This is a genomic window from Rhodanobacter sp. A1T4 (genome assembly GCF_014207185.1).
Lineage (GTDB): Bacteria > Pseudomonadota > Gammaproteobacteria > Xanthomonadales > Rhodanobacteraceae > Rhodanobacter.
The window spans coordinates 325,510-352,509 of sequence record NZ_JACHCP010000002.1 but is presented as its reverse complement, the minus strand read 5'-3'; the positions used below and the strand labels follow the sequence as shown (position 1 = coordinate 352,509).

The following is a 27,000-nucleotide window of genomic DNA, read 5'->3' as shown; positions in this document are numbered from 1 at the left end:
CCCATGAAAATCGACAAGAACGCCGCCGGTTTCATCGACGACGCGCAGCTGCTCGCCGATGAGGCGAAGTACAGTTCCTTCGGCGACACCGTGCATTACGTGGACCCGCCGAAGATCTTCCGTCACGGCGAAGGCAGCTACATGTTCGACACCGCCGGCACGCCGTTCCTCGATTTGCAGATGTGGTACTCGGCGGTCAACTTCGGCTACGGCAACAAGCGCCTCAACAATGTGCTGAAAGACCAGATCGACCGCTTGCCGCAGGTCGCCAGCCAGTATTTGCACCAGACCCGCATCGAGCTGGCCAAGACCATCGCGATCGACGCGAAAAAGAAATTTGGTCTGGACGGCCGCGTGCATTTCAACGTCGGTGGTGCGCAGGCGATCGAGGATTCGCTGAAGATCGTGCGTAACGCCTGCAACGGCAAGAGCCTGATGTTCGCCTTCGAAGGTGGCTACCACGGCCGTACGCTGGGCGCTTCGTCGATCACCTCGAGCTACCGCTATCGCCGCCGCTTCGGCCACTTCGGTGAGCGCGCGATGTTCCTGCCGTTCCCGTACCCGTTCCGTCGCCCGAAGGGCATGACGCCGGAGGAGTATTCCGACAGCTGCGTGCGCCAGTTCGAGCGCTTGTTCGAGACCGAATACAACGGTGTGTGGGACCCGAAGACCAGTCAGTGCGAATACGCCGCGTTCTACGTCGAGCCGATTCAGGGCACCGGTGGCTACGTGATCCCACCACCGGGCTTCTTCAAGGGCTTGAAGAAGGTGCTCGACAAGTACGGCATCCTGATGGTGTCCGACGAAATCCAGATGGGTTTCTGGCGCACCGGCAAGCTGTGGTCGATCGAGAACTTCGGTGTGACGCCGGACATCGTGGTGTTCGGCAAGGCGCTGACCAACGGCCTGAACCCGCTCTCCGGTCTGTGGGCACGCGAAGAGCTGATCAATCCGACCGTATTCCCGCCGGGTTCGACCCACTCGACGTTCAACTCCAACCCGCTGGGTACGTCGCTGGGTCTGGAAGTGATCAAGATGGGTTACGAGCTGGACTACGAGACCACCGTGCCAGCCAAGGGCAAGCATTTCCTCGACGGACTGCGCGACCTGCAGAAGCGTCACAAGGAAATCGGCGACGTCGATGGCCTCGGCCTCGCGTTGCGCGCCGAGATCTGCACCGAGGATGGCTTCACGCCGAACAAGGCGTTGCTCGATGCGATGGTCGATATCGGCCTCGCTGGTGATCTCGAGCACAACGGCAAGAAGATCGGCCTCGTGCTGGACGTGGGCGGCTGGTACAAGAACGTGATCACGTTCGCGCCATCGCTCGACATCACTCATGAAGAGATCGACCTGGCGATTTCGTTGCTCGACCAGCTGCTGACGAAAGCCAAGAAGGGCTGATGTCCGAGGCGCGTGGCTTAGAGCCCGTTCGCGATCTCCGCGTAGCCCGCGTTGTGCCGTGGCGGTTTTTTGGTGGTAGTGCGTGGCGCAGCGCCTGACTGGCGGTCAGGTCAAGCCGCGCGCCGCCACCGGGCGGCCGTCACGACTCAACCCTTCGGGCCGGGTCGGTTTGCCCCCATGCCGGCGTCATCACTCGGTCGTGTGCGGACGTACACTCCGTCGTTCTTGCTTGGCCTGCGCGCAAACCGCTCCCGGCACGGGCCACGTGGAGATCGTGAACAGGCTCTTGCACGCAAAAAGAACCCGGCGATTGCTCGCCGGGTTCTTTCGTTTGTCGCGTCAGGAAAGCCTTTTACGGTGCGTGTTTGAGGGCAAGCACCGCATTCAGCCCACCGAACGCAAACGAGTTGCTCAAGGCGGCGCGCACCGGCATGTCGCGCGCCACGTTGGGCACGTAGTCCAGATCGCAGGCGGGATCAGCCTGATCGAGATTGGCGGTCGGTGGCACGATGCCGTAGCGCATGGCGTTGACTACCGCTACCAGTTCCAGCGCACCCGAGGCACCAAGTGCATGGCCATGCATCGACTTCGTGGACGACACGGCGAGGCGGTCGGCATGCGCGCCGAAGGCGAGGCGAATGGCCTTGGTCTCGGTGGCATCGTTGGCTTGCGTGCCGGTGCCGTGGGCGTTGATGTAGTCGACATCCTCGGGCGCCAGGCCGGCTTCGTCGAGCGCTTGAGTCATCGCGGAGGCAGCACCGTCGGCGCTGGGCATCACGATATCGGTGGCGTCGGCGGTCATGCCGCCGCCCGCCAGCTCGGCGAGGATCGTGGCGCCGCGCGCTTGCGCATGCTCGAGCGATTCGAGCACAAAGATGCCGGCGCCTTCGCCGAGCACCAGGCCACGTCGGTTGATGCTGAAGGGACGGCAGGTGTCGTCGGCCAGTACGCGCATCGCTTCCCATCCGCGCAGCACGACGTAGCTGATGCATGCTTCCGTGCCGCCGGTGATGGCGGTATCCGCCAAGCCGTAGCGGATCATCTGCGCCGCCTGGATGATCGCGTGGTTGGCCGACGCACAGGCACTGGCGACGGCAAAGGTCGGACCGCGCAGGCCATACTTGATGCTGATCTGGCTGGCCGAGGCATTGGTCATCACGCGCACGATGCTCAGCGGGTGAACACGGGTGGCGTTTTCGGCGTAGAGGCGCCGGCTCTGTTCGTCCTGGGTTGTCTCACCGCCGACGCCGGTGCCGACGATCACCGCCGTACGTGCACCGACTTCCTTGCTGAAATCCAGGCCGGACTGCTGGATGGCTTCGTCGGCGGCGTGCAGCGCGAATTCCGAGGTGCGATCGAGTTGCGTCAAGGTGCGCTCATCGATGCCGGCTGCCGGATCAAAACTTTCGGGCACCTGCGCGGCCACTTTTACGCGCACGCGAGCGGCATCCTGATGGCGAAGCGGGCCAATGCCGCTGCGGCCTTGGCGCAGTCCTTGCCAAAGCGCCTCCGCACCGACGCCGAGCGCACTGATGGCGCCCATACCGGTAATCACGACACGGCGCGTGGAAACGTTGGGCATTACTGGCTTCCTTCGCCTGCCGCGGCTTTTCCATCAAGCGCGGTCTGTACGGCATCGACCAGACTCTGCGCCGTGTCCTTGTCGAAGTTGGCGCCTTGCTGGTCGGGGAAGGTGATATCGAAATGCTCCTCGATGTCGAAGATCAGCTCGATCGCCTCGAGCGACTCGATGCCCAGATCCTTCAAGGTGGATTCCGGCGTGATGGTGGCCGTGTCGATCTTGGCCTGTTTGGCGATGATCTCGAACACCTGCTGCTGGGTCGACTCGTTCATGGCTGGGCGGCTCCTCGTGGTAAACGACAACATTACGTAATCATTAGTTTAGGCATTATCGCTTGCATATGTCTTTCATCGCCCAACTGGAACCCGATGCCCTGCTGGCGCATTTCATGGCCAACCCGCCGATCGGGTTTACCGTGGAGCTGTCGCCGCAGGGCATGCCGTGCTTTGTGGCGCCGTTCGATCTGCTGACTACGGCGGACGACGAGCTGCGTCGGCGCGTGACTGCTCTGCCGTTGTATCGCTGGTGGGGCAGGTTGCTGCGCTGGCGCACGCGTTTTGCCGGCACCACCGTGTCGGAATACGCGCCGCTGCCGCGTTCCGTGTCGCCCATTGCACTGGCACAGGGACTCAAAGCCGCCTACGCACGCGAGTGCAAGCTGCTTATCGTGAAAGACATTGCGCAGGATTCCCCTTTGCTGAGCGATGCCGACAATGCCCAGGCGCGCGCTTTCGCCAGCGCCTGTGAAGCCGAGGGCTACGTGTTGCTGGAAGGCCAGGCACTGGCATGGGTGCCGATCGATTTCACCAGCGACGATGAATACCTCTCGCGGTTGTCATCAGGCCGCCGGAAAAATATCCGGCGCAAGCTGCGCTCGCGTGCCGACCTCGAGATCGAGATCGTGCGCACTGGCGACGCGCGCTTCGACGACGAGACGACGCTGGCCGAGTTCTACTCGCTGTTCGACAACGTCTACGCGCAGAGCGAAATCCACTTCGATCGGCTCAGCATGGATTTTTTCCGCGCCCTGCTGCGCGATACTGCCAGTGGTGGCGTGGTGTTCGTCTATCGCCATGCCGGACAGATGATCGGCTGGAACGTCTGCTACGAAGAGGGTGGCAAGCTGATCGACAAGTACATCGGCTTTGCCTACCCGCAGGCGCGCGAGCACAACCTGTATTTCGTCAGCTGGATGCACAATCTCGATTATGCGCGGCAGCGCGGCTTTACCCACTACGTGGCCGGCTGGACCGACCCGGAAGTCAAATCTTTCCTCGGTGCGCGCATGACGTTCACACGCCACGCGGTATATGCACGACATCCGATTCTGCGTGCGCTGCTGCGCCGGCTCGGCAACCATTTCGAAAGCGATCGCCATTGGCAGACCACGGCGGAGACCACTGATGCACAGTCTTGACCATCGTCCCGTTGTGCTCGACATCGACCATTCGGTCGGGCCGTTGCCGCAGCGGCTGGTATTGCCGCTGGAACACTGGCAGGAGTCGATCCGCTTCGGCTGCTCGCTGGCAACCATGCGGCGTTTCCGCACGATGCTCGATGAGCTGCTGCCGGAACAGTACGGCACGGTGTTCCTGGGTAGCGGTGATTTTCATCACCTGAGCTGGCCACTGATCGCGCGCCTGAAACCCGAGACACCGATTCAAGTGGTGGTGCTGGACAATCATCCGGACAACATGCGCTTTCCGTTCGGCGTTCACTGCGGATCTTGGGTGCGTCGCGTGGCGATGCTGCCGTCGGTCAGTCATGTGCACGTGCTGGGCATCACCTCGGCGGATATCGGCGCAGGCCACGCGTGGGAAAACTATCTCACGCCGTTGAAGAAGGGCAAGCTCACCTACTGGAACATCGGCGTCGATACCGGCTGGGCGCGTCGGTTGGGCATCGAGAAGGCGTTCCGCGGCTTCGATACGCCGGAGGCGATGGTCGATGCCTTCGCCGAATTGCAGCGCACGCAGACGGTGCCGAGCTATCTGTCGATCGACAAGGATGCCTTCGCGCCGAACGTGGCCCATACCAACTGGGATCAGGGCCTGCTACAGGTCGACCACGCGTTGGGGCTGATCGACAGTTTGCGTAACGGCCTGGTCGGTAGCGATATCAACGGCGAGGTATCGCATTACCGCTACCAGGCCTGGTGGAAGCGCAGGCTGTCCGCGATGGATGAACAGCCCGAGATCGATCCGGCCATGCTGGCGGAATGGCAGGCGCAGCAGCACGCGTTGAATCTGCAATTGCTGGAGGCCATTGCAGCGCGATCGGGCTGAAGCGGGAGATTTTCAGGCACTAAGATCGGAGCATATCTGCAATCGGCGTAGGGGCTTTCCGACGTGAGGACTCGAAGTCCACGCGCTGAGACAAATGGCGCTAGACTCAAGTCGAGTGAAGCATGGAGCGCCTATTTATGCATAGCCAAAACATGGCTGAACCAGGCAACACATCACAGAGCTGTGGACTATCCAGCCGCGTCTGCAGCCGCTCACTCGCTGTGCTCATCATCAACACGCTGATGACATGTGAGTCCCTTGTTGGCTCAGGCAGTCAAACCCTGAAACTGTGCTATCGGTCGATGACCAGTCCCACCCGCCTTGGGACGATGGTGGCCGAACACTTTCCATAGAGGCAGGAACCCCATGCTCAACCGCGTGACTGCAGTGCTGCTTTTGTCTTTGACCCTGATCACTTCCGGATGTGGCGCATCACCTATGAAAACACCCGACATCAAACAAAATCCAAACCCGAAGATGCGCTACGAAATCACCATCACCATTGATGGTGCGCCGGGACCGTTCGATTCAATTACCAGTGAAGCGGAGTTTCAAGTAATGAATCCCACTTGTGTCCCGATGCGACCGGGTAGTGGTGCGACTCCGACGATCAGCAAGAGTCTTCCTATTGTGCTCAAGCGTGAGAGCAATAACGTTTACAAGGGCACGTTCAACACCGACTCGATGAAAGATGAAGATTATTTCGGTCTTGGGGTTTGCCATTGGGAATTGATTGCCGCGGATGTTGAGTTGGTCAACAAAAAAATCAGCATGTCCGCGTTTCTATCCTTGCACGATGTGACATCACAAAAACCTATTTCTCGATATTTCTCGAATGCCTCTTATCACAACATCGATATGGACGGCACGGATACTGGCAACGCCGAGCGTTCTGACTTTGGCCCCAAAGCGAACGAAACATTTTCTGTGACGCTCGAGGCTAAGGAGCTAGTGCAATGACGCTTCGCCCTACCGATTACGCCTTGCTCAGCCAAGCGTCTTACGATGACCCTGTTGTAAGAGGTCATGATGCGAATGGACCAACTTATAGAAATATCACGCTTGACGGAGTGACCTACAAACCGCTTCAACACGCGGATGATCCACGCACTGGTTTTCAGGCCACTTCTTATGAGGTCCAGGATGGAAGCCACACAGTCGTGATTGCTTACCGCGGCACCGAATTCGATCGGGAACCTCGACAAGACGGAATAACCGACGCACGCATGGCAATTCAAGGCATCAACAATCAAAGCCCCGATGCCGATGCCTTTACGAAGAGCGTTTTAGATAGAGCCAATCGAGATGCGAAAAATGGTAACTATGCTCCGGATGTGCAGGTTACCGGCCATTCTCTCGGAGGAACTCATGCAGAGCTGATGGCCTACAAATATGGACTCCACGGTCAGACCTTCAACGCATTTGGCGCGGCAGGCTTGGTGCAAGGCGTTCCCGCCGGTGGTAACCAAGTCATCGACAACGTGCGAGCGACAGATGTCGTGAGTGCCGCCAGCCCGCACTTTGGCCAAGTGCGCGTGTTTGCGGTACCCCAGGACACGCAAGCGTTGAGTCATGCCGGTTACTCCGATAACCGCTTGATGGATGCGCTGACACCACACGCTCCGATACTCGGCAAGATCCAGGGCGACGCGCACGCTATCGACAACTTTGTGCCTCAGAGCAAATTGCTGGGCCACTCGATCATGACCTCGCAAAACCAGGTTTACGCGCAAGAACATGAGCACATGATTCAGCCCTATCGCAACGATGTGATGGTGGCTCGGACAGTGGCCTTCGCGGGTTACCAAACGCAGAAGCCGATGATTGAGGGCGCGATCGTCGCGGGGGAGGCCACGGTCCATACCGGTCAATACGTGAGCCGGGAAGCCGTCCATGCCTACGAAGTGGGCAAAGAAAAAGCGGTCGAAGGGTTACGTGCGACCGAGCACGCGGCGCAATACGTCGGGCATGAAACAGTCAAGGGCTATAACGCCACCGTCGATGCCACCTCACGCGGCATTGAGGCGACTATGCATGCCGGGCGCCAGGCCTATGACGCCACGGTCAATGCAACATCGCATGGCATCGAGGCGACCGTAGATGGGGCCAAGGCGGTGGGGCATTTTGGTGAGCGTGCCTACGATGCCACGGTCGATGCAACTTCCCGGGGGATGGAAGACGTTACGAATTTCGCCAAGGCACATCCGATTCAGCTGAATCATCCATCACATCCTGACCACAAGCTGTTTCAGCAGGCGCATGACGGTGTAAAGAAGCTCGATGCCGAGCACGGTCGCGCGTCGGACCATCACAGTGAGAATCTGGCAGGAGCCTTAACTGTCGAGGCGAAGTCGCAAGGTTTGAAGCGAATCGATAGAGTGGCATTGAGCGATGACGGCTCGAAGGCGTTCGCCGCTGAGAAAGTCATCCCTGGCGCGTTCAAGAACGTTGCCGGTGTCGAGACGGCCAAGGCGGTCAATATGCCCATCGAGCAAAGCACACAGCAGATGGCGCACGTCAATCAGACTTCGCAGACGCAGACGCAACAGCAGGCCATTCAGGTGAACCCGCAACAAGCCAGTCCCACGATGACACGCTGAGCGGTTTCTGACGCGTGTACGTTTAGGCTGGATGGTGAGCCAATCTTCCATGGACCACTTGCTCTGAAGGCCGGGAACGCCTTAGCTGCGCCCCTAAACGCATTTCAATAATTGAAATTTTGAGGCCGCTAAAATTTGAGTGGTTAGACGACAATGGTTTCCAGCGTGCGGCAGATCGTCTCGAAGTCATCGTCGTTGACCCACAGGCTGTTGCTGATGCTGAGACTACGCTGCGCGAAGTCGCGGGCATTGGGTACATCCTGCTGCGGTACGACGCCGGCAAGATAGGCGTAGTCCGGTAGCGCATCGATGTACAGGCGGCTGACGCCCATGCCGGCTTGCCAAAGTTGTGTGAGTGCAGCGTCGCGGCGTTCCTGGTCGGGTAGCAATAACAGTAAAAATGGCCAGGTGCCTTTTGCGCCAACGGGGTCGTCGAGCACGTCGAGGCCGGCGATCTGGCGTAGTCGCGGCAGGCGTCGCTCGGCTTGAACACTCAATTGGTCGATGAAGGCAGGCAGTCGCATCGCCGCATGTGCACCGATCGCCTGACGCCAACGGCCGACGCGGTGCAATGGAATCGTAAGAGGGAACTCGTCGCCTACAGCGTTCACCGGATCACCGCGTTTCAGCGCGCGGCGCAATGGTTCACCGTAGGCGATGCGCAAACCGGCAGGGCGGTATAGCGCCGCGTAGCCAAGCAGTTCGAGAGTGCGACGGCATTCCCAGTCGAGGCGATGCGGCACGATGCGTTTGGACGTCTGGTCCAGATGTTTGCGCAGGCCGTGGTCGCGGACCAACAGCAGGCCACCTTCGTAGATCGACAGCCCTTTGCCGGCGGCAAGGCTGAAAAAGCCGACATCGCCAGTGAGGCCAATGCTTGCAGCGTTGCGGCGCCCACCCAGCGTCTGCGCGGCATCCTCGATCACGTAGGCACCGACGCTGTGTGCCACGGCGAGTGCGTCATCGACATCGGCGATGCGACCGGCCAGATGAGTCGGGATGATCGCGAGCGTCTGTTCATCGCAAGCAGCGCGCAGCGCTTCCGAGTCCATATCGAAATGACCGGGGCGTACATCGCAAAGCTGCAGCTCGAGCCCGGCCTGATGCACGGCGATGGCGACCAATGGGCAGGTGAAAGCGGGCACCACGACGCGACGGCGTTCGGGCCGCAACTCGCGCAGTGCAATCAGCGTGATCAGCAAACACGCGGTGCCGGAACACTCCAGCTGCAGTGCGGGCACGCCGATCTGAACGGCTATATCGGCGGCCAGCGTAGCGGCACCTGGGCGCAGATCGGCCAAGGTCAGCGGCAGGCCTGCGGTGGGAGGCAGTTCATGGCGGCGGAGTGGCAGCATGCGGGCAGGGTAACGCGGGTCCGTCAGTTTCGCGTGGCCGAGTTCGTCTCATCGGCGGCAGGCTCAGGCACATGTTCGCGGCTCTCGGCGAAACCAAGACAGACGATGCCCGCGAGGATGGCCAGCGCGCCCAGCACACGCCCAATCGTCAAGTGTTCGTTGAACAGCCAGACCGACAGCAGCATGACCGAGACCACTTCCAGATGCGACGCGGCGAAGGCCGGTCCGATCGGTGCGTGCTTGAGCAGGGTCATCCAGGTGAAAAAGGCACCGATATAGCCGATGACCGCGCCATAGACCCATGGATGCGTGAAGATGCGCAGCAGCCATGCCACGTTGGCTTCGACCGGCAATGCGTGATTGCCGGCGTATTTGAAACTGATGGCGCCGATGCTGTCGAACAGCATCAGCAGCAGAAAGCCGAGCAGGTAGAACGTGCCGCGCTTCATCCGGCCGCTCCGACAATGGCGACGCCGAGGGTTACCAGCACAATGCCACTCAGCCGCAACCGGGTCAGTTTTTCGCCAAACAGGAAATGACCGGCGACCATGATCGCGACAATGTTGATCGAGCCAAGCAGAATCGCTTCGGACAGCGGCAGCAGCGACAGGAACGCGATCCATATCAGGAATTCGAACACGTAGCTGCCGATGCCGAGCCAGATCCATGGGCGTCTGGCCATGTATATCCAACGGGCCAGGCCGTCGCCGGCGGCTTGGTCGCCGGCAGCTGCCTTGAAGGCGAGCTGGCCCACGGTATCGATCACCACGTTGAGCAGCCACAACACGGCAATCAGTGGGGAGATGGTGTTGGCGACAGACATCAGTGTGGGACCATCACGATTCGGACCGTCATCAGGCAGTGACGCATGGCACTGTCTCGCCAGCAGCAATGGATTCGAAAAAGGCTGCCGAGCGCTCGATCAGGGTGCGGCGTTCCTTGTCGATGGTGATCATGTGGTAGCTGTCTTTCAGCAGCAGCAGCTCGACCGGCGCGCTGACTTCGCGCATTACCAGCTCTGCATTTTTCACGCTCGCCACATCGTCTTCGCTGGCATGCGCGACCAGGCATGGTGCGATCACCTGCGAGAGTCGCTGGCGTACGTCGGCGGCCAGTTCGTACATGTCGGCCAGCGAATACCACGGATTGCCAGGCAGTCCGGCGGCCGCGCTGTCGCCACCCAGCATGGCCGCGCTGACCTGCGCGCGCAGGCGCTCATCGCGGATGCCGTACGGCGGCGCCTCCATGAAACTGCGGTTGCGGCCGATGCCCAGTTTCTTGAACAACGGCAGCAGAAACGACAGTCGCGCCACGGCCGGGATACTCCAGCCGTCATAGCGAAAGGTAGCGCCGTAAACGCCTACACCACACACTTGTTCTGGCCTTTCAGCGGCCAGCTTCAGCGCGAGCAAGGCGCCCATCGACAGGCCGCCGACAAACAGATGATCGACTTTCTCGCGCAACGCGTCGGCGGCTTTCTCGACGCTGGCGTACCAGTCGTGCCAGCCGGTGGCGAGCAGGTCTTCGACATCGCCGCAGTGGCCGGCCAATTGCATGCCGTGTACGGTGAAACCGGCGCGGTTCAGGCCTTTGCCGAGCAGCTTCATTTCCATCGGCGTGCCGGTCAGGCCATGGATAAGCAGCACGCCGCTGCGCCCGCCTTCAAAGAAAAAGTCAGTCTGCTGGATCACGCGATGGCCCTGTACCTGGCGAAGCGCGATGGTTCAACCGCCGCGATTCTTGATGTGGCAGTCTCACAGACCGCAGTTTCCTCAGTCTTTCGAGGCCGGGCTTTTCGTCGTATCGACAGGCGCAAAGCGCACCAGCACGCGCTGGCCGATGCGCAGGTTCCGGGTCTGATCGGAGTCGGGCTGGTCGAAGGCCAGCACACATTCGACCGTGCGCGAGTTGGCGCGCACCTGCGGATCGTTCTCGAGCGTCGCCGGACCGTAGACGCTGCCGATGCGCAGCACGTGAGCACTCCAGTGATTGTTGATGGCATCGTTATTGGCGGAAACCTCCGCATGCATGCCCGGCTGGATCACGCCGATGAAGCTCTCGTTGAGTTCGGCGCGCACGATGCGTGGCTTTATCGGCAGCAGCGTAAACAACGGGCCGGATGACGGCGACACGGTGGCGCCCGGCTGCGCCGATACCTCGACCACATCGGCATCGAACGGTGCGATCAGGCTGCGCTGCTTCAACTCGTAGCGAGCCTCGGCCAGTTTCTGGTTGGCCATGCTCACCGAGGCGCGATCGGTTTCCTGTTCGGCGTCGATCTGTGCAGCCGCTTCGCGGGCATCGTCGGCGCTCTGGCCATCGCCGGCGCCGGCTGCAACGGCCGCGGTCAAACGCTGCGCGCGCTGTTTGGCCGCCGCCTGTTTGACCGCGAGCAGCTTCAGCTGCGCTTGTGCCTGTTCGAGTTGTGCTTGCGCCGCGTCGATGGCCAGCGTGGCCGGCTCGGTATCCAGCGCAGCGAGCAGCTGGCCCTGCTTGACGTGGTCGCCTTCGTGCACGGCGACCTTGGCCAGCGTGCCCTCGCGCGGCATCGACAAGGTCAGCAGACCGCCTTCGATATCCACCTTGCCACGCGCCACGGCGGCGTAGGTCGATGTGGGTGCCGCCGGTGCCGGTGCATCGGCGGGTTTCGAGCAGGCGCCGAGCAACAATGACGCAGATAGCGCCAGACCGCCGAGCCGGGCGACCTGCGCAAGTCGGGCCGAACGCCCGCGCACTGCGATGCGCGCGCGCGCGGGGGAAGGGAGTACGAGCGGTTTCATGAGGAAATTCCCTTGCTGGCGCTGATCGGCGCATGGTTGCGCTGATCGCTGAGAATGCGGCCATCTTCCATCGCCAGCACGCGATCGGCGTGGACGACGAGACGGGGATCGTGACTGACGCACAGCACGGTAGTGCCGTGCGTGCGGGCGATGCGGTGCAGGATATCGATGATCATCTGGCCGTTGGCGGCATCGAGCGCGCTGGTCGGCTCATCGGCGAACAGCAGCTCCGGTTCCTTGGCCAGTGCGCGGGCAATCGCCACACGCTGCTTTTCACCGCCGGAGAGTTCCGATGGCCGCAGCTTCATCCGATGCGAGAGGCCGACTTCTTCCAGCGAGCTGCGCGCTCGCTCACGTGCCTCCTGACGCGATAGGCCCATGTGATTCAGCGGTAGCTCGACCTGCTCGAAAGCGCTGAGCGCGGGAAACAGGTTGAAGCCCTGGAACACGAAACCGGTATGTTGCAGGCGGAAGCGCTCCAGCGCGTGCAGATCCAGCTGGCCCAGCTCGCTGCCCAGCGCCAGCACGCGGCCGCCGTCGATTTTTTGCAAGCCACTGAGCACCGCAAGCAAGGTACTTTTGCCGCAGCCGGAGGGGCCGGAAATCAAGGTCAGCTCGCCGCTGTCGATATGCAGCGAAAGACCGTCCAGCACCTGCGTGCGCTGCTTGCCGGAGACGAAAGCCTTGCTGATGCTTTCGGCCTGCAGGGCAATCGTGGGCGCTGCAGCGGTCGACGGAGTAACGAGGTTGGCGGGATGCATCGCGGCTACCTCAACAATGTGGCTGGGTCGGCAGCGCGCAGACTGCGCATCGCGGCCAGGCCGGAAACCGCCGCCAGCCCCATCACCAGCACGATGCAGCCCAGGGCGGCCGGCAAGGTTAGTACCACGGGTACATTCTGGCTGCGTGCCAGCAATAGCAGCACGACGCCCAGCACGCTGGCGCCGAGCAGGCCAAGTGCGCCGACCCAGAAGGCCTGCTCCAGCACCACACGTCGTAACGCACCGACGCCCACGCCCAACGCGTTCAGCGTCGCGTACTCGCGCACCGAGCCGTTGACCGCAGCGATCAGGGTCTGACTGGTGATCACCGCACCGACCAGGAACACGATGCCGGCCAGAAACAGCACGCCAGCGCCGGCACCGGTGTCGAACATCCAGTAACGCACCGAGAGGCGGGCGAAATGATGGGCACTCCATGTGGTGTATGGACCGAATGCCGTATCACCACGCAGGCGTATGGCGACGGCGTCAGCCTGGGTCGGATCTCGCAGTTTGGCGACCAGATAGGTGGGACCAATATCTTCCGCATCGCTATCCAGACGGCGCGCGGTATCCAGCGAGCACAGCACATTGACGCCGCCCAGCGCCCGCAGCCCGCTGCTGATGCCGACCACGCGTACTTCATGACCGTTGATGGTGGCGGTTTGGCCGATACCGACGCCTAGTTGATCGAGATCGGAACGATCCACGACCACGGCATCGGGCTGGGCCAGGCGCGCGCGCAGGTCAGGCGGCAGCGCTTTCGAAAACATCAGGCCGTCGGCGCGTGGATCGATGCCGGAAACGAATACCGAAACACCGCCGGTTTCGGTGGTGCCACGCCAGTCGCCATCGACCCAGATGTAGGGCTCGACGCGTTGCACGGCGGGGTCCATCAGGATGCGGGATTCCACATCGCCATCGATCGATCGACCCTGGCCCACGCTCTGCGTACCGGGATAGCCAATCCAGACGTCAGCGGACGAGCCAGTGATATAGAGGCTGGTGCTGCCGAAGATGCCAAGCACCAGCGCGAGTTGCAGCAATTGCAGCAGCCCGGCAAAACCCACGGCCAGGATCGCCGGCAGGAAGCGTCGCCATTCGTAGACCAGCGTCTTGCGAGCCAAAGCCACCATTAGCGGAGTGTCCCGTCAGTGGTAGCGGGTGCGGCCGGGGTTTTCGGCGCGGCTGAGCCCAGTACAGCGGCCGACGGTAGTGGCGCGCCACCAAGCGCCTTGAACAGCGCGACATAGGCAAGACTGTGTTCGGCGCGGGCATCGACCAGTTGTGCGTCGGCCTGGTCGGCGGCGATCTGACTTTCTATCTGATCGAGTGGACTGTTCAGATGCAGTTGGACGCGACTTTGCACAGCATGATCGGCGCGTTGTAACGCCTGCCAGGCGATCGTGCTTTGCTGTTCACGGAGCTGCTGTTGCTGCAGCGTGCCGAGTGCGGTTTCCACTTCGGTAATGCCTTGCAGGACCGCCTGCCGATAGGCCAATACGCTGGCCTGCAGTTCGTGTCCCTTGGCGTGTGTCGCCGCGATGCGAATGCCCCAGTCGAACAGGGGGATGTTCAACAGCGGGCCGAGCGAAAAGATGCCGCCGGGTGTTTTCGAACGGGGCGAGGTGTCGTTGATGGTAGCCGCCCACACCAGCGAGGTGCCCAGGCCGATGCTGGGATACATGTCGGCATGGGTGAGCGCCAGTTCACCGGCCGTGCGCAGAACATCGGCTTGCGCGCGGGCAATTTCGGGCCGCGTGCGTAGCAGATCGACGGGCGCAGCATTGAGCTGGAATTCCCCCAAATCAGGCTGAGCGCCCGGCTCGAGCCAAGCCGAATCAGGCTGGTTTTGTCCTAGCAGCATGGCCAACTGCTGCGCGCTGGCATTGATCGCCTGGCGTGGCGCGGCTAGTGCGGCCTCGGATTGTGCGGACAGGGCCTGCGCCTGGTCCACTTCCGCTGGCGCCACCAGTTGCAGGCGCTGACGCACTTTCAGCAGTTGCCAGTTGTGCAGGTGTGCCTGGTTGATCTGCAGTAGCAGCCGCTCCTGCTGCTGCGCAGTGCGCAGCTCGATCCAGTCGCGCACCACCTCGGCGACCAGCGATACCTGTGCGATGCGCAAATCCGCCACGCTGGCGTCGAGTGCGCCCTGCGCCTCGCGACGCGTACCTTCGCTACGGCCAAATAATCCGAACTCCCAGTTGGCGTCGAAACCCGCAACGAAATATGAAGCATGGGCGTCCGGATCGATCGCATCGTCAGTGCGTCCCACCAGCGATGGCAGATACTTGGCACCGGCTCGACTGTGGATGGCTCGTGTGGCGAGCATACGTTCGACCGCCTGCGCCACATCGAGGTTGTTGGCCAGCGCGCGATCGACCAGTGCGTTGAGCTGTGGATCGTTGAAGGCATGCCACCAACCCTGCAGATCGCTGGGTTTGGCTGGATCAGCCGCCATCGCATGCTGCCATTGGGCGGGTAGCGGCGCTGCCACCTTGGGTACCGGCGCGGCGCAGCCGAGCAGCCCACTGAGCAAACAGCCGCACGCAAGATTGCGCAGGGCAGCACGATTCAGCATGCGGAACGGCATGATGCGTTTTGTCTCGTGGCAGTGGCCCGACGATGGTGCATGGAAGTATCCGGGGTAGTCATTGCCGCGATCGTCGCGGCAGCATCGGCGTATTGTGACGGCAAGGCGGCTTGCGCGATACCTGAATGGGCAGGGCGTACAGGTCGCATGCAGCCACCACTGTGGGGCTGAACGCTTTAATCTCGCTTAGTGGCCGGCGGGAAACGCACCTCGACGGTAAGGCCACGTTTTTCGCCGAGCTGATACACCACTTCGGCGTGATGTCGTTCCGCAATGCGCTGAACAATCGCCAATCCCAGCCCGCTGCCCTCCTCGTTGCTGCCGGGCGCCCGGAAAAAACGCTCGCTCAGGCGCGGCAGCAGTTCCGGTGGAACGCCGGGACCGTCGTCTTCCACGCTTAATCTTGCGCCACCGTCCGGCGAGGGTTGCAGATTGACGGTGACGGTACTGCCGCGGCCGGCGTAGCGAATGCTGTTGTCGATCAGATTGTCGAGCAGATCCTGCAAGCTGGCGACATCGCCGAGAATATACAGTGGCTGTCGTGAACCAGGCCCCTGATAGCCCAGGTCGACTCCAGCGCCGAGCGCCTCGTGCACTCGTAGCGACACGGCTTCGGGAATCAGTCGGGTCAGATCGAGCAGGGCGCGATCGACGGTGTCCACTGGCGATGCCTGCGCGCGGGTCAGTGCCAGCAATTGTGATGATGTGCGCGCAGCGCGCTGAGTCAGGCGACGGATGTGCGAAAGCGCATCGGCCATCGTCTCGGGCCGTGAATCGGCCAGCGCGCGATCGACGTGCAGGCTTAGTCCAGCCAGCGGCGTGCGCAACTGATGTGCGGCATCGGCGATAAAGCGATCGTGCAGGGCCAGCATGCTGCGCAGGCGTGCGAACAGCGCGTCGATCGTGCGGGTCAGCGGCAGAATTTCCTGCGGCACGTCGGCACCACCGATCGGCGTCAGCTCATGCGAGCGTCGGGCCAGACGTTCGGTCAGCGGGTTGAGCACGCGCAGCCCGTGGTTGACACCGAACCAGACCAGCGACAGCAGGCTGAGGATCAGCAGCGTCTGCATCACGGTGGCCAACACCAGAATTTCGCGCGCCTGTTGATGGCGATCACGAAAAGTCTCGGCAACCGTGATGGTCAGCGTGTCACTGGGATCGTTTTGCGATGTCCTCTGGACCGTTGCCGCGCGTACGTCGTGGTTGTCCAGTCGTGTGTTGTACAGCATCGGGCTGGCATCCGGTGCCATGGTCTGGTCGGGTGGTTCCAGTCGTCCGCTACCGGCAAGCATGCCGCGCTTCGCGCTGCGGACGCTGAAATAATCACGGTTCTCAGGGTCGTATTCGAGCAGAAATTTCGCCTGCGGCGAAAGCTCGCTGCCAAGCGCATCGTTGCTGAGCATCGTTGCCAGGGTCAGCGCATCATCGCTGAGATCACGGTCGTGTACGCGATTGGCGTACGACAACGCCACGCCGTAAGTCAGCATCGCATCGAGCAGCAACAGCGCCGCCATCGGGATCAGCAAAAAGATCAGCAGTCGACGGCGCAGGCTGGGCCGCAGCCGAACAATGCGCGGTGGGCTCATTCGGGATCGCCGTTGAATTCTTCAGCCTCTTCCAGCAGATAACCCAGCCCGCGGATCGTGCGCACGCCGGTGCCGCTGCCTTGCAGTTTGCGACGCAGGCGATGAATCGCGATGTCCAGGCCGTTATCGGTCAGCTCCTGATCCCAGTCGCACAGCGCTTCGATCAGCTGCGCGCGGCTGGTGACTCGATCGGGGCGCAGTGCCAGTGCTTCGAGCAGGCCGAATTCGCGGGCGGTAAGTTCCAATGCGGTGTCGTCGATCCATGCGCGATGTCCGGGCAGGTCCAGTCGCAAGCGGCCCAGCTGCAGCTCGGGCACGCCACGGCTGCTGGCCCGTCGCAGCAGGGCGCGAACGCGCGCTTCGAACTCGGACAGTGCGAAGGGCTTCACTAGATAATCGTCAGCGCCCAGATCGAGTACGCGAATGCGCTCTGGCAAACCATCGCGTGCGGTGACCACCAATACCGGCATGCCAGCGCCGCGACTGCGCAGGCGCTTCAGCACCTCGGTGCCATCCAGCGCGGGCAGCCCAAGATCCAGCACCAGCAGGTCGTACTCGTGATCGCGCAGCGCGACGTCGGCGAGACTGCCGCTGGCAACGTGATCCACCGCATGGCCGCCATGCCGCAGCGAGCCGCAGATGCCTTCGGCGATGGACGGATCATCCTCGGCGAGCAGGATGCGCATGATGAGTCCTTACGTTCGACAAGATGTGCAGAGCGGTTTCTTCACATCGAAGGCCGTTCGAGCATCCTGACTTTTCCATGGAGGGAAGAACAACGAATTCCCATTTTATCCCCCGTGAGATGAAGCGTATATGCGGCGGTCCGGCGTGCGACTTCGGAAGTCAGCCAAGGTGCGGTTTGATCAATTACGCATCAGAGCATTGTTGATGCCGGGGTCGTTGCTGCCTTTCTGATCGTATTTGGTGTGATTTTCTTCGGATCACAACTTGCGGAGCTGACACAACGCCGCCGGCTGGAGGCATGTTGTTCAACGGATTCAGCAACTCGTAACGCTCAGGCGGAAGCGCGGCTCAATGCAGCGCGCGGCGGGTAGTACGCGAAGACGTGGTTGTGACTGCCGTAGAAATCCATGTCGTCGATGTGTTCGCCGCCAAGACGTTCGGCGACACGATCGGATGCTTCGTTGCCGATGCGCACCAGACTGATGACGCGCGGCACATGGAGTTGGCGCCAGGCGAAATCAAGTACGGCGTTGCCGGCTTCCGTGGCGTATCCGTGGTGGCGATGTCCGGGCTTCAGCATCCAGCCCAACTCCAGATCGGGCCAGCCTTCGGGATACATCAAGCCGGCGCGGCCGATGAATTCACCCGTGGCTTTGAGTTCCAGCGCCCACATGCCGCAGTCGCGCAGCTGCCAATGGCCGAGCAGCATGGCCAGCGAGCGCCAGGCATTGGTGCGGTCCAGTGGTTGACCGTCGCCGATCCAGCGCGTGCTTTCGGCATCGCCCAGCATCGTGGCGTAATCGTTGAAGTGCTGTTCCGTCAGCGCTGTCAGGCGCAGACGCGCCGTTTCTAGGATGGGGATATCAGACATCACGATCGGCGTTGGTGGTATCCAGCAATTCGGCCAACGCTCGCGTACTGCTGGCGAGGCTATCGGACCAGGACAAGCCGGTGATTATCTCACCTGTCAGCGAATCTGCAAAATCCTCGCTTTCGCCGGGTGGCAGCAAGTGCCGGTAGTCCACCGTTATTTCGGTGCCGGGCGGCAGATCGGCCAGCGCAAATACAAAGCCCAGATGCCACAACCCATTGGGTGCGAAGCTGTGGTTGATATAGCACTCGTCCGGCCAGTCAGGCGAGAGGGTATAGCGGTCCTCGAACCACCGGGCGCTGGCGTGAAACTGGGCCTTGAGCTCCGGCGAAGTACTGATTTCGGCGTGCCGGAAGGTGCGGTCGATACCATCCGGCGCCGTGATGATGCGGCCCGCAACCACGGTTTCATCGAGAAACAGCCCTTTGCCGGCGCCTTTGATGGCGGAATCGGCAACGTGATAGCGGGGAAGGATCATGGCGACGTGGCGGCACGAGTATGGCGGCGCGCGAGTGTACCTCAGGCGGGCGCGACCATAATCTTGATGACAAGGTCGATCGCGCCCGCCGCATGGTCTCCCGCAGCATTGCTACCGAAGAAGGCTTCCGGATAATTATTCTTCGACGGCAGCCGCGGCCGCTTTTTTGCTCGCACGCCTGACTTTTTTGGCGGGTGCATCGGTCCTGGCGACGGCGGCGGCAGCTGTTCCGGGAGCCGCGTCGGCAAGCAGGATGGATGCGCGATTGCGTTCCAACGTGGCCTTGCCGATGCCTTTGACCTGGGCCAGATCGTCGGCGCTCTTGAACGGCCCGTTGGCATCACGCCAAGCCACGATGGCGTCCGCCTTCGATTGACCGATGCCATCGAGTGACTTGGCGATGGTGGAGGCGTCTGCCTTGTTGATATTGACCGGGCTGGCGGCGAAGGACAGCGCGGGAACGGCCAGAGCCAGCGCAAGGGCGATCCGTGCAGCGAGTTTGTGGAACATGGGTTTTCCTCCTGATCTTGATTTGAATGAGATGGCGGCGTCTGCAGGCCGCAATGAAAATGTGTCATGTGGCCATCGGCCGCGCAGTCGGTGTTGTCGCGGAGCCAGTGTGCGCAACGCGCGCCGATACGCGTGGGTACCGGCTGATGGCATGTCAGCGCAGGCGGTAGTAGGGGGTAAACGGCGCGTTACAATGTAAGAACCGATTTTCGCCGGAAGCTTGAAGATGGACATTGCACGCAAGATGGACACCGAACGCCTTTTCGATTTTGTCAGCGGTCTCTGGGACGCCGAAATCGTGCCGCAGCTGGTCGAGTACATTCGTATTCCCAACAAGTCGCCGATGTTCGACGCGAAATGGGCGGAGCACGGCTACATGGATGCGGCGGTCAAGCTGATGGAAGACTGGGCACGTTCCAAACTGAGCCAGTTGCCCGGTGCTACGCTCGAAGTGATCCAGCTTGAGGGCCGCACGCCGCTTATCTATATCGAAGTGCCGGGTGCCAGCGATGACACCGTCATGCTTTACGGCCACCTGGACAAGCAGCCGGAGATGACCGGTTGGGCCGACGATCTCGGCCCATGGAAGCCGGTGATCAAGGGCGACAAGCTTTACGGCCGCGGCGGTGCCGACGACGGTTACGCGATTTTCGGTTCACTGGCCGCATTGCTGGCGCTGCACGAGCAGGGCGTGCCGCACGCGCGCTGCGTCGTGATGATCGAGGCCTGTGAGGAATCAGGCAGCTACGATCTGCCTTACTACGTCGATCATCTGGCTCCGCGTATTGGTAACCCCTCACTCGTGGTCTGTCTCGACTCGGGTTGCGCCAACTACGACCAGCTATGGCTGACCACCTCGCTACGCGGCATGACCGGCGGCAACCTCACCGTGCAGGTGCTGGAAGAGGGCGTGCATTCGGGCGATGCCTCCGGCGTGGTGCCATCGAGTTTCCGGATTCTGCGCGAGCTGCTGTCGCGGCTGGAAGATCCGGTAACCGGCCAGATCAAGCCGAAGGAGCTTTACGTCGAGATTCCAGCGCAGCGGGTGGAGCAGGCGCGCGTATCGGCCGAGGTACTTGGCACGGATATCTACAATAAGTTCCCGTGGGTCGACGGCATGCAGCCGGTCACCAAGGATCTGGCCGAACTGGTACTCAACCGCACCTGGCGTCCGCAGCTTTCAGTGACCGGTGTGGGCGGCATGCCGCCGCTGGACAGCGCTGGCAACGTGCTGCGGCCGGAGACATCGGTAAAGCTGAGCGTGCGCGTGCCACCCACACTCAGCGGCGCCAAAGCCGGTGAGTTCATCAAGCAGCTGCTGGAGGCGGATCCACCCTACGGTGCCAAGGTCACTTTCAAGCTGGAGAAGGACGGCAGTGGCTGGAACGCACCGCAGCTGTCGCCGTGGTTGGAACAGGCGGTTGCCGACGCCTCACAGCATTATTTCGGTATGCCGGCGGCCTATATGGGCGAGGGCGGCAGCATCCCGTTCATGGGCATGCTGGGCGAGAAGTTCCCCAAGGCGCAGTTCCTGATTACGGGCGTGCTGGGTCCGCATTCCAACGCGCACGGCCCGAACGAGTTTTTGCATATTCCCACCGGCAAGAAGGTCACGATGGTGGTGGCCGAGGTCGTGGCCAGGCACTTCCAGGAAGGCAGCAAGGCGTGAGCTTCAGATTCCCGGCATGAGCATCGACACCGCTTATCTGGCCGCCAATTGGTTGCAAGTCCGTAGTCGTGTCGATCAGGCCTGCAGGGAAGCCGGGCGCGATCCTGCATCGGTAAATATTCTGCCGGTCAGCAAGACCTTCAGCCCCGAGCTGATCCGCGCAGCGGTGGGGCTGGGCTTGCACCGCTTTGGCGAAAACAAGGCGCAGGAAGTGCGTGAAAAATCTCCAGCCCTGGCCGACTGCGGCATCGACTGGGTGATGATCGGCCATTTGCAGACCAACAAGGCCAAGGATGTCGCCCGGCTGGCCAGCGAAGTGCAATCGCTGGACCGGCTCGAACTGGCCGAGGCGCTGCATCGGCGGCTTCAGCACGAAGGTCGGATCATTGATGTTCTGGTGCAGGTCAAGACCTCCGATGAGCCCAGCAAATACGGTCTGGCGCCCGACCAGCTGCCAGCGTTCCTCGAGACCCTGCGCGGCCTCGATACGCTGCGTGTGCGCGGTCTGATGACGCTGGCTGTGCAGTCCGACCAGGTGGATGAGGTGCGTAGCTGTTTCCGGGCGCTGCGCGAGCTGCGCGACCAGGCCACGGCACGGGGGCACGATTTGCCGAGGCTGTCGATGGGCATGAGCGGTGATTTCGCACTGGCTATTGCCGAAGGAGCGACCGAGGTACGAATCGGCTCGGCAATCTTTGGCGTGAGGTCCTATCCGGCGACCGTTTGACGTAATTAATGCGTAAAAGCTTTTCACCGGCGCCGGATCAGATGGCGTGTCCTTTCTTTTAAATAAGATAAAAATCAGTAATTTATCGAATATTTTGCCGTTTTTGTGCATTTCTGGAACGACAGAGTTTAGTTAACCCCAATCGAACATATGGCCGGCCGCTTCTTGCTAACTTCACACATCGATCACGTCGCCGACTACGAAAGCGATGGATTTTGTGTATCAAAGGGGGATAACCCGAATGCCGACCAAACGATTGACCCTAGCTGCTGCGCTCGTTTCCGTACTGCTCATGTCCGGTCCACTGCAAGCCAGCCCCAGCGCAGCCAACGACACTTCGGTCATCGCTTCAGTCACTCCCCAGCTCCTCAATCAGATGTCGGCTTTCAGCCCGGCCGCCATGCTCGCCCAGTCGGCAGCTCCGTCCTACGCCGACATCGCTGGTAGCAACGATAAGTCCGCTGCCGTCATTGCCAAGAACAGCGGCGCAGCTGACGAAGGCAACTCGGGTAAACAGAATTCGGCTATTGCCAATCTCCAGAATATTTCCGACGTGCGCAAGGCGCTGATCGGTCTGGCGATGAATCTGCGTGATATCCGCTACGTTCGCGGCGGCCGTGATCCTTCAACCGGTTTCGATTGCAGTGGTTTTGTGCGTTACGTGTTCGCCCATGCGATCGGCATGCAGTTGCCGACCAATTCCGCCTCGCAGTTTCTGTCCGGCCTCAAAGTAGCTCGTGCGGACATGAAGCCAGGTGACCTGGTGTTTTTCCGCACGCACGGCAAGCGCAATATCTCGCACGTCGGTATCTATATCTCGAACGGCCAGTTCATCCATTCGCCGACTACCGGTCAGAGCGTGCAGGTTTCCAGTCTCGATGAGGCTTACTGGGCCAAGCACTTCGCCGGTGCCAAGCGTCCGGAAGCGATTGCGATGGTGGATCGCCACGGCTGAGGCGGTTGCGCGCATCCAGCCATACAGAGAGCCGCCGCAAGGCGGCTTTTATATGGGCAACCCAGGCTTGGCGCCAGCGCTGGATGAACGAAAAAGCCTAGTAGTAGTCTGATCGCTGCCCTTGTTTCAGCGACAGTTGAGTACAACTACTGACAACGAGAACGCAGCGTCATGGCTGGGTTCGCCACATTCTTCGGAACACCTGCATGCCTACCGATGTACCTGTCGTCACGCGCAACCTGCTGATCGCCAATATTGTCGTGTTTGCATTGCAGTACCTGCTGCACGATTCGACCACCTTTGCGCTCACCCAGCACTTTGCGCTCTGGCCATGGGGGCCGGACGTCAGCGGGGCGCTGGGTGATGGTCAGAGCGTGACAGTGGGGTTCCAGCCCTGGCAGGTGGTGACCTACGCTTTCATGCATGGCGGATTCCAGCACATCTTTTTCAACATGTTTGCGCTGTACATGTTTGGCGGCACGATCGAACGTACGTTTGGCACGCGCAATTTCATCATTTACTACTTTGTGTGTGCGATCGTCGCTGCGCTGGCGCAGTTGATCGTGGTGCAGTGGTTCACCCATGGCTTCTATCCTACGGTAGGCGCCTCCGGTGCGATCTTTGGAGTCCTGCTTGCCTTCGGCATGTTGTATCCGCACGAAAAAATGATGCTGATGTTTTTGCCTATACCCATGCCGGCCTGGTTGTTCGTCACCGGCTATGCGGTGATCGAGCTGGTCATGGGCGTGACTGGCACGCAGGCAGGCGTCGCCCACTTCGCGCATCTGGGCGGCATGGTGGGCGGTTACGCACTGATCCAGTACTGGCGCGGCAAATTGCCGATCAAGCCGAAGCGTTTGCTGCTGCGCTAATCTTTAGAGCCTGTTCACGATCTCAACGTAGCCCGCGCCGGGAGCGGTTCGCGCGCAGGCCAAGGAAGAGGGAGGGAGTGTACGTCGGTACACGACCGAGTGATGACGCTGGCATGGGGGCAAACCGACCCGGCCCGAAGGGTTGAGCTGTAGCGCCCGCCCGGCAGCGGCGCGCGGCTTGACCTGACAGCCAGTCAGGCGCTGCGCCACGCACCACCACCGAACGGGCGCTACAGCACAACGCGGGCCACGTTGAGATCGTGAACAGGCTCTTAGCGCAACACCAGAAAGTCCGCGCTGACGACAAAGCGCACGGCATCCAGCCGCAACCGTGACAACGGTAGTGCGGCAAGCAGGGCGGTGCGCTCGTCGGCGACGGCGCTGATCTCCGCTTCGCTGATCGACGGATTCACCGCATGCAGGGCGAGCAGACGGGAGAGTTCGGCGTCCAGTGTGCTCGTAGCGAGCGCCAGCGCCTCGCCGATGCTGGTTTGCCCATAGGCTGCGGCCAGCGTCTCGGCGCGGCTCAGCATCGGTGGCACCAGCTTGTTGAGAAATTTGCGGTAGCGGGCTACTTCGATCGTGCGTGATGCTGCCCGCCGCAACGAGGCTTCGCTGGGCTGGAAATCGACCCGCTCGGCCAGCTTGGTATCCACCGTCACCACAATCGGCAGCGTGGGCAGGAAGCGCTCGGCATCCAGCTTGCGGTCCGCCACGCATTCGAGCACGTAGACCGCTTGCAGCAGCGCTGAGCGGGGCGACAGTTCGTCGTCGACCATGAAAGCCGCGTTGCCCTGTTCGCCGGACAACGCCAGATCCATCGCGCCGGCCACCAGCGGGTGGTCGAGCCGCAGCAACGGCAGGTCCTCGCGCGCCAGTGCGACTTCGCGCGCGAAGGTCACCGACTGCGGGCCTTCGGCAAAGCCGGGCAGGGCATCAGTGGACAGATATTGCGGATCGAGCAGCAGCACCTGGCTGCTCAGTTCCTCGGCGTGGATGCCAAAGGCCTCCAGCAGGCGCTGGATAAAACCGTCACGGCCCGGGTCGCGATCCTCGCGGGAAAACGCCTGCTGTAATTCGTCGGCGTGCAGGTCGCGGCTCGCGGCCAGTTCCAGCAGGTGATCGCGACCGGCGCGGATCAGTTCGGCCATTTGCTCGTGGCTGCTGCGCGTTTCGGCGAGCAGCACGTCAAGCTCCTGGTCGCGGTTGTCGTCGCCACGGGCATGTTCGTCCGCCAGCTGGGCCAGCGGCTCGCCATAGCGGCGAAGCAGCTCGCGGCCGTCGGCTGGGCTGATCCGGAACGCATCCACGCCTTCGTCGTACCAGCGCGCCAGCACATGCTGGGCGCTGTCGGCGACCACCAGAATATGGATCTGAATATCGTGTTGCTGGCCAATGCGGTCGAGTCGGCCGATGCGCTGTTCGAGCAGGTCGGGATCGAGCGGCAGATCCCACAAGATCAGATGATGCGCGAACTGGAAGTTTCGCCCTTCCGAACCGATTTCCGAACAAAGCAGCAATCGCGCGCCGTCGGGCTGCGCAAAGTACGCCGCATTGCGGTCGCGCTGGATGATGCCCAGGCCTTCGTGGAAACGGGCGACGCCGACGCCACTTTTGGTGCGTAGTGCTTCTTCCAGCGCCAGCACCTTCGCCTGGGTGCGACAGATCAGCAGGAACTTGTCCTGCGGATGTTTTTCCAGCAGCGTGATCAGTGCATCAATACGCGGATCGTTCGCGTAGTTCACCTCGATCAACACCGGCGGCTGCTGGATGTCCGCATGGAATTCGGCCAGCAGCGATTGGCGCGTGCCTTCCTCGACCGTGTCGGCGTCGAGCACATGCCACTCGGGCACGCGATTGGGGAAACCACCGATGCCGGCGCGGCGATTGCGAAACATCGCGCGACCGGTGCCATGACGGTCGATCAGTGCGGCGAGCAGCTCGCGCGCGTGGGTCGGTTTGGTGGAGTCGTCCAGATAGGCAGTGAGCGTCTCGTCGCCGTGAAAGGCCTTGATCAAGGTATCGCGTTGCGCATCGTCCAATGCTTCAGCATCCAGCAACCGGTCGGCAATGGCCGACAGCGCCTGATAGTCATCCGCTTCCGCCAGATAGCCGTCCAGATCGTGATAGCGCTGCGGATCGAGCAGGCGCAAACGGGCGAAGTGACCGCTGCGGCCAAGCTGCTCCGGCGTCGCCGTGAGCAGGATCACGCCGGGAATGGCCGCAGCCAGTTTCTCGACCATCGCATAGCGGGGGCTGGTTGCTTCCGGTGACCACGCCAGATGATGCGCTTCGTCGACCACCAGCAAATCCCACGGCGCAGCCAACAACTGCGCCGCGTATTTCGGTGAATTTTCCAGAAAGCCAAAATCGGCGATGACCAGCTGCTCGTCTTCGAACGGATTGCCTTCGTCACCGGCAGCATCTTCAGTGGAGGATTGCAGCGCTTCGCAGCGCTCCTCGTCGTAGATCGCAAAGCTGAGATTGAAGCGGCGCAGCAGTTCGACAAACCACTGGTATACCAGCGTGTCAGGTAACAGCAGCAACACGCGCGAGGCGCGACCGGTGGCAAGCTGGCGGGCGATGATCATGCCTGCCTCGATCGTCTTGCCCAGCCCCACTTCATCGGCCAGCAGCACGCGCGGCGGTCGGCGCGCGGCGGCGATACCAGCGACGCGCAGCTGATGCGGCACCAGTCCGATACGCGCTGCGCCCAGACCCCACGCCGGCGATCGTCGTGCTTCGGCACGGCGCTGCAAACCTTCCAGCCTCAACTCGAACTGGGCGACGGAATCCGTGCGTCCACCGATCAGACGATCATCGGCCTGGCTGACGCTCTGCTCGTCGTCGAGCTGGCCTTCTTCCAGCTCGCGACCTTCGCCGCGATAGATCAGCAGCTCGTCGCGAATCTCGACGCGCTCCACCAGAAACGCAATGCCCTTGCCGGCAACGCGCTGGCCCGCACGGAACTCCGCGCGCAGCAGCGGAGCGGAATCGATCGCGTAGGGACGGAGGATGCCGGCCTTGGCAAACAGTACCTGCACACCGCGTCCTTCGACGCGTAAAACAGTGCCGAGCCCAAGCTCAGGTTCGGTAGAAGAGATCCAGCGTTGACCAGGTACGAACATTGCACAGCCGCTTAGCGTCGAAGGTCGTCGATTATCCGCTCCCCGCCACGGAGAGGAAACCTCTATCGCGTCAGGCGCGCCCGGGTCGGGTAGGTGACCGTGATCTCAGTCCGCCTGTGAAGACGCGCATATTTGGCACGATGCAGATAACCACTTA

General features: G+C 61.6%; 25 protein-coding genes. 9 read left to right on the top strand and 16 right to left on the bottom strand.

Going from position 1 to position 27,000, the window contains the following annotated elements; genetic code table 11:
• The first annotated feature begins 3 nt into the window (after positions 1 to 3).
• Positions 4 to 1,404: an aminotransferase class III-fold pyridoxal phosphate-dependent enzyme gene (locus HDE80_RS04785; RefSeq protein ID WP_184604934.1), complete on the top strand. Its 1,401-nt coding sequence runs from the start codon at positions 4 to 6 to the stop codon at positions 1,402 to 1,404.
• A 352-nt stretch (positions 1,405 to 1,756) separates the two neighbouring features.
• Here the strand turns inward: HDE80_RS04785 and HDE80_RS04780 are convergent, their stop codons facing one another.
• A complete protein-coding gene (locus tag HDE80_RS04780; protein WP_184668380.1) occupies positions 1,757 to 2,986 on the bottom strand; it encodes a beta-ketoacyl-[acyl-carrier-protein] synthase family protein in 1,230 nt (409 codons plus the stop codon).
• Positions 2,986 to 3,258 (bottom strand): phosphopantetheine-binding protein, encoded by a 273-nt coding sequence (locus tag HDE80_RS04775; RefSeq protein WP_184604938.1) that lies wholly within the window; start codon positions 3,256 to 3,258, stop codon positions 2,986 to 2,988. Before HDE80_RS04775 ends, HDE80_RS04780 begins: the two co-directional genes overlap by 1 nt.
• Before the next feature lie 68 nt (positions 3,259 to 3,326).
• On the opposite strand from HDE80_RS04775, the gene HDE80_RS04770 reads away from it, so the two are divergent.
• The 4 genes from HDE80_RS04770 to HDE80_RS04755 all read left to right on the top strand — a co-directional run bounded on the left by HDE80_RS04770 (position 3,327) and on the right by HDE80_RS04755 (position 7,871).
• Positions 3,327 to 4,403 (top strand): GNAT family N-acetyltransferase, encoded by a 1,077-nt coding sequence (locus HDE80_RS04770; RefSeq protein WP_184668888.1) that lies wholly within the window; start codon positions 3,327 to 3,329, stop codon positions 4,401 to 4,403.
• Positions 4,390 to 5,271, top strand: a complete 882-nt coding sequence (locus HDE80_RS04765) for an arginase family protein (RefSeq protein WP_184668378.1) — start codon at positions 4,390 to 4,392, stop codon at positions 5,269 to 5,271. The genes HDE80_RS04770 and HDE80_RS04765 overlap by 14 nt, the downstream gene beginning before the upstream one ends.
• A 366-nt stretch (positions 5,272 to 5,637) precedes the next feature.
• Positions 5,638 to 6,231, top strand: a complete 594-nt coding sequence (locus HDE80_RS04760) for a hypothetical protein (RefSeq protein WP_184668377.1) — start codon at positions 5,638 to 5,640, stop codon at positions 6,229 to 6,231.
• The gene (locus HDE80_RS04755; protein ID WP_184668375.1) at positions 6,228 to 7,871 is read left to right on the top strand and encodes an XVIPCD domain-containing protein; all 1,644 of its coding nucleotides are present in this window, start codon (positions 6,228 to 6,230) and stop codon (positions 7,869 to 7,871) included. The genes HDE80_RS04760 and HDE80_RS04755 overlap by 4 nt, the downstream gene beginning before the upstream one ends.
• A gap of 143 nt (positions 7,872 to 8,014) precedes the next feature.
• Here the strand turns inward: HDE80_RS04755 and HDE80_RS04750 are convergent, their stop codons facing one another.
• From HDE80_RS04750 to HDE80_RS04690, 13 genes are all read right to left on the bottom strand, one after another.
• On the bottom strand, positions 8,015 to 9,226 hold the full coding sequence (locus HDE80_RS04750; protein ID WP_184668373.1) for a DegT/DnrJ/EryC1/StrS family aminotransferase: 1,212 nt from the start codon (positions 9,224 to 9,226) through the stop codon (positions 8,015 to 8,017).
• A gap of 23 nt (positions 9,227 to 9,249) precedes the next feature.
• Positions 9,250 to 9,675 carry a DMT family transporter gene (locus tag HDE80_RS04745; RefSeq protein ID WP_184668371.1) on the bottom strand — a complete coding sequence of 142 codons (426 nt, stop codon included), beginning with the start codon at positions 9,673 to 9,675 and terminating at the stop codon, positions 9,250 to 9,252.
• Positions 9,672 to 10,049: an EamA family transporter gene (locus HDE80_RS04740; RefSeq protein ID WP_184604948.1), complete on the bottom strand. Its 378-nt coding sequence runs from the start codon at positions 10,047 to 10,049 to the stop codon at positions 9,672 to 9,674. The genes HDE80_RS04745 and HDE80_RS04740 overlap by 4 nt, the downstream gene beginning before the upstream one ends.
• 31 nt (positions 10,050 to 10,080) lie before the next feature.
• Positions 10,081 to 10,917 carry an alpha/beta fold hydrolase gene (locus HDE80_RS04735; RefSeq protein WP_184604950.1) on the bottom strand — a complete coding sequence of 279 codons (837 nt, stop codon included), beginning with the start codon at positions 10,915 to 10,917 and terminating at the stop codon, positions 10,081 to 10,083.
• Between the two features lie 81 nt (positions 10,918 to 10,998).
• The gene (locus HDE80_RS04730; RefSeq protein ID WP_184668370.1) at positions 10,999 to 12,006 is read right to left on the bottom strand and encodes a biotin/lipoyl-binding protein; all 1,008 of its coding nucleotides are present in this window, start codon (positions 12,004 to 12,006) and stop codon (positions 10,999 to 11,001) included.
• Positions 12,003 to 12,767 (bottom strand): ABC transporter ATP-binding protein, encoded by a 765-nt coding sequence (locus tag HDE80_RS04725; protein WP_184668368.1) that lies wholly within the window; start codon positions 12,765 to 12,767, stop codon positions 12,003 to 12,005. Before HDE80_RS04725 ends, HDE80_RS04730 begins: the two co-directional genes overlap by 4 nt.
• 5 nt (positions 12,768 to 12,772) lie before the next feature.
• Positions 12,773 to 13,903, bottom strand: coding sequence for an ABC transporter permease (locus HDE80_RS04720; RefSeq protein WP_184604955.1), 1,131 nt, complete (start codon positions 13,901 to 13,903; stop codon positions 12,773 to 12,775).
• A complete protein-coding gene (locus HDE80_RS04715) occupies positions 13,903 to 15,348 on the bottom strand; it encodes a TolC family protein (protein WP_255483580.1) in 1,446 nt (481 codons plus the stop codon). The genes HDE80_RS04720 and HDE80_RS04715 overlap by 1 nt, the downstream gene beginning before the upstream one ends.
• Before the next feature lie 188 nt (positions 15,349 to 15,536).
• Complete coding sequence (locus HDE80_RS04710) at positions 15,537 to 16,946, bottom strand: sensor histidine kinase (RefSeq protein WP_184668364.1); 1,410 nt, start codon at positions 16,944 to 16,946, stop codon at positions 15,537 to 15,539.
• Positions 16,943 to 17,632, bottom strand: a complete 690-nt coding sequence (locus tag HDE80_RS04705) for a response regulator (RefSeq protein WP_184604960.1) — start codon at positions 17,630 to 17,632, stop codon at positions 16,943 to 16,945. Before HDE80_RS04705 ends, HDE80_RS04710 begins: the two co-directional genes overlap by 4 nt.
• A 332-nt stretch (positions 17,633 to 17,964) precedes the next feature.
• Entirely contained in the window at positions 17,965 to 18,504 is a 540-nt protein-coding gene (locus HDE80_RS04700; protein WP_184604962.1) for a GNAT family N-acetyltransferase, read from the bottom strand.
• The gene (locus tag HDE80_RS04695; RefSeq protein ID WP_184668362.1) at positions 18,497 to 18,982 is read right to left on the bottom strand and encodes an SET domain-containing protein; all 486 of its coding nucleotides are present in this window, start codon (positions 18,980 to 18,982) and stop codon (positions 18,497 to 18,499) included. The genes HDE80_RS04700 and HDE80_RS04695 overlap by 8 nt, the downstream gene beginning before the upstream one ends.
• Before the next feature lie 135 nt (positions 18,983 to 19,117).
• Positions 19,118 to 19,492, bottom strand: a complete 375-nt coding sequence (locus tag HDE80_RS04690; RefSeq protein WP_184668355.1) for a helix-hairpin-helix domain-containing protein — start codon at positions 19,490 to 19,492, stop codon at positions 19,118 to 19,120.
• 244 nt (positions 19,493 to 19,736) lie between these two features.
• On the opposite strand from HDE80_RS04690, the gene HDE80_RS04685 reads away from it, so the two are divergent.
• The 4 genes from HDE80_RS04685 (at position 19,737) to HDE80_RS04670 (ending at position 23,715) form a co-directional block, all read left to right on the top strand.
• Positions 19,737 to 21,161, top strand: a complete 1,425-nt coding sequence (locus tag HDE80_RS04685; RefSeq protein WP_184668886.1) for a M20 family metallopeptidase — start codon at positions 19,737 to 19,739, stop codon at positions 21,159 to 21,161.
• A 16-nt stretch (positions 21,162 to 21,177) separates the two neighbouring features.
• A complete protein-coding gene (locus HDE80_RS04680; RefSeq protein ID WP_184668353.1) occupies positions 21,178 to 21,888 on the top strand; it encodes a YggS family pyridoxal phosphate-dependent enzyme in 711 nt (236 codons plus the stop codon).
• 241 nt (positions 21,889 to 22,129) lie between these two features.
• Positions 22,130 to 22,843: a C40 family peptidase gene (locus HDE80_RS04675; RefSeq protein ID WP_184604972.1), complete on the top strand. Its 714-nt coding sequence runs from the start codon at positions 22,130 to 22,132 to the stop codon at positions 22,841 to 22,843.
• A 206-nt stretch (positions 22,844 to 23,049) separates the two neighbouring features.
• Complete coding sequence (locus HDE80_RS04670) at positions 23,050 to 23,715, top strand: rhomboid family intramembrane serine protease (protein WP_184668351.1); 666 nt, start codon at positions 23,050 to 23,052, stop codon at positions 23,713 to 23,715.
• A 272-nt stretch (positions 23,716 to 23,987) separates the two neighbouring features.
• Here the strand turns inward: HDE80_RS04670 and rapA are convergent, their stop codons facing one another.
• A complete protein-coding gene (gene rapA / locus HDE80_RS04665; RefSeq protein ID WP_184668350.1) occupies positions 23,988 to 26,843 on the bottom strand; it encodes an RNA polymerase-associated protein RapA in 2,856 nt (951 codons plus the stop codon).
• Positions 26,844 to 27,000 lie beyond the last annotated feature (157 nt).

Excerpts from the sequence above, each read along its gene's own strand:
- HDE80_RS04695 (WP_184668362.1), bottom strand. The coding sequence starts at position 18,982 with ATGATCCTTCCCCGCTATCACGTTGCCGATTCCGCCATCAAAGGCGCC.
- HDE80_RS04715 (WP_255483580.1), bottom strand. The coding sequence starts at position 15,348 with ATGCTGAATCGTGCTGCCCTGCGCAATCTTGCGTGCGGCTGTTTGCTC.
- HDE80_RS04720 (WP_184604955.1), bottom strand. The coding sequence starts at position 13,903 with ATGGTGGCTTTGGCTCGCAAGACGCTGGTCTACGAATGGCGACGCTTC.
- HDE80_RS04700 (WP_184604962.1), bottom strand. The coding sequence starts at position 18,504 with ATGTCTGATATCCCCATCCTAGAAACGGCGCGTCTGCGCCTGACAGCG.
- HDE80_RS04690 (WP_184668355.1), bottom strand. The coding sequence starts at position 19,492 with ATGTTCCACAAACTCGCTGCACGGATCGCCCTTGCGCTGGCTCTGGCC.
- HDE80_RS04725 (WP_184668368.1), bottom strand. The coding sequence starts at position 12,767 with ATGCATCCCGCCAACCTCGTTACTCCGTCGACCGCTGCAGCGCCCACG.
- HDE80_RS04730 (WP_184668370.1), bottom strand. The coding sequence starts at position 12,006 with ATGAAACCGCTCGTACTCCCTTCCCCCGCGCGCGCGCGCATCGCAGTG.
- HDE80_RS04705 (WP_184604960.1), bottom strand. The coding sequence starts at position 17,632 with ATGCGCATCCTGCTCGCCGAGGATGATCCGTCCATCGCCGAAGGCATC.
- HDE80_RS04675 (WP_184604972.1), top strand. The coding sequence starts at position 22,130 with ATGCCGACCAAACGATTGACCCTAGCTGCTGCGCTCGTTTCCGTACTG.
- HDE80_RS04680 (WP_184668353.1), top strand. The coding sequence starts at position 21,178 with ATGAGCATCGACACCGCTTATCTGGCCGCCAATTGGTTGCAAGTCCGT.
- HDE80_RS04780 (WP_184668380.1), bottom strand. The coding sequence starts at position 2,986 with ATGCCCAACGTTTCCACGCGCCGTGTCGTGATTACCGGTATGGGCGCC.
- rapA (WP_184668350.1), bottom strand. The coding sequence starts at position 26,843 with ATGTTCGTACCTGGTCAACGCTGGATCTCTTCTACCGAACCTGAGCTT.
- HDE80_RS04670 (WP_184668351.1), top strand. The coding sequence starts at position 23,050 with ATGCCTACCGATGTACCTGTCGTCACGCGCAACCTGCTGATCGCCAAT.
- HDE80_RS04770 (WP_184668888.1), top strand. The coding sequence starts at position 3,327 with ATGTCTTTCATCGCCCAACTGGAACCCGATGCCCTGCTGGCGCATTTC.
- HDE80_RS04765 (WP_184668378.1), top strand. The coding sequence starts at position 4,390 with ATGCACAGTCTTGACCATCGTCCCGTTGTGCTCGACATCGACCATTCG.
- HDE80_RS04775 (WP_184604938.1), bottom strand. The coding sequence starts at position 3,258 with ATGAACGAGTCGACCCAGCAGCAGGTGTTCGAGATCATCGCCAAACAG.
- HDE80_RS04685 (WP_184668886.1), top strand. The coding sequence starts at position 19,737 with ATGGACACCGAACGCCTTTTCGATTTTGTCAGCGGTCTCTGGGACGCC.
- HDE80_RS04755 (WP_184668375.1), top strand. The coding sequence starts at position 6,228 with ATGACGCTTCGCCCTACCGATTACGCCTTGCTCAGCCAAGCGTCTTAC.
- HDE80_RS04745 (WP_184668371.1), bottom strand. The coding sequence starts at position 9,675 with ATGAAGCGCGGCACGTTCTACCTGCTCGGCTTTCTGCTGCTGATGCTG.
- HDE80_RS04710 (WP_184668364.1), bottom strand. The coding sequence starts at position 16,946 with ATGAGCCCACCGCGCATTGTTCGGCTGCGGCCCAGCCTGCGCCGTCGA.
- HDE80_RS04785 (WP_184604934.1), top strand. The coding sequence starts at position 4 with ATGAAAATCGACAAGAACGCCGCCGGTTTCATCGACGACGCGCAGCTG.
- HDE80_RS04740 (WP_184604948.1), bottom strand. The coding sequence starts at position 10,049 with ATGTCTGTCGCCAACACCATCTCCCCACTGATTGCCGTGTTGTGGCTG.
- HDE80_RS04750 (WP_184668373.1), bottom strand. The coding sequence starts at position 9,226 with ATGCTGCCACTCCGCCGCCATGAACTGCCTCCCACCGCAGGCCTGCCG.
- HDE80_RS04760 (WP_184668377.1), top strand. The coding sequence starts at position 5,638 with ATGCTCAACCGCGTGACTGCAGTGCTGCTTTTGTCTTTGACCCTGATC.